An 857-nucleotide genomic window follows, 5' to 3' on the forward strand; every position below is an offset into this window, starting at 1 on the left:
CTAAGATCCCCATTTTCGCTTGCTTTGACATAAAGCATATATTTTGAACCGATAGCGCTATTAGTTATTTCTTGAGAGCATCTCATTACTTTTTTCCCTTGTGGGAAAATTTGGTTGTTATCTACAACAACCTCATTCTTACCATTTGCATCAAGAGATACGACTACTGTAATACGAGGATATTTACTATAGCTTTCTTTAGGCGGACTTATATCTTGTATAAAACTTACCACACCTTCCGTGCGGCAAAGAGAAAGTGCTCTTAAACTTCTCATTAAGCTTATTTTTGAAAAAAGTGGAAGGTTATCAGATTTAGACATTGCAGGTTTTTTTGTAATTATGCCGAACTCAACTTTATAGTCATTTCCATCGATTACTCGCTTGAAGCTATCTAAATCACGATGTTGTATTTTTTCTTCAATGAGATTTTTTAATTTATCTCTACTGTGTCCTTCCAGAATTAACAACTCCATAGAGTTGACACCCTGATTAAAAAGATGACTAAGCTGAGATGAGCGTGAGGATATTTTTATATGGTGGAAAATGCACGTATTTCCATTATAACTAATTATGTCACAAGGCTCTATTTGCGTATATCCATCAGGGCTTATATCTGTTTGATCAAGGCAGATATGTGTAAGTGAGTTACGGGCAACATCTTCATTGTAGTTTTCTTCACTATAACTTCTTTTGTTTGCTGCTATGTTATCGTGATTGTATGGTGGAAGTGAGGTGTTCTCGCATCTTTGATCGATATAATCTTTCAAAATTGCTAAATAATCTTGATCAACTTTATACCATTCTCCTTCGCATAGATGATAAACAACCCATTCATCGTCAAAGGGAATGTCATAAAT

General features: G+C 34.7%; 1 protein-coding gene. It reads right to left on the reverse strand.

Annotation, left to right across the window (positions count from 1 at the left end; translation table 11 throughout):
• A partial coding sequence (locus IPZ49_RS23010; RefSeq protein ID WP_193762906.1) for a TIGR04141 family sporadically distributed protein occupies positions 1–857 on the reverse strand: 857 nt, incomplete at both ends.

It is taken from the genome of Enterobacter cloacae complex sp. S2 (assembly GCF_015159675.1).
In the GTDB taxonomy this organism is placed as follows: domain Bacteria; phylum Pseudomonadota; class Gammaproteobacteria; order Enterobacterales; family Enterobacteriaceae; genus Enterobacter; species Enterobacter intestinihominis.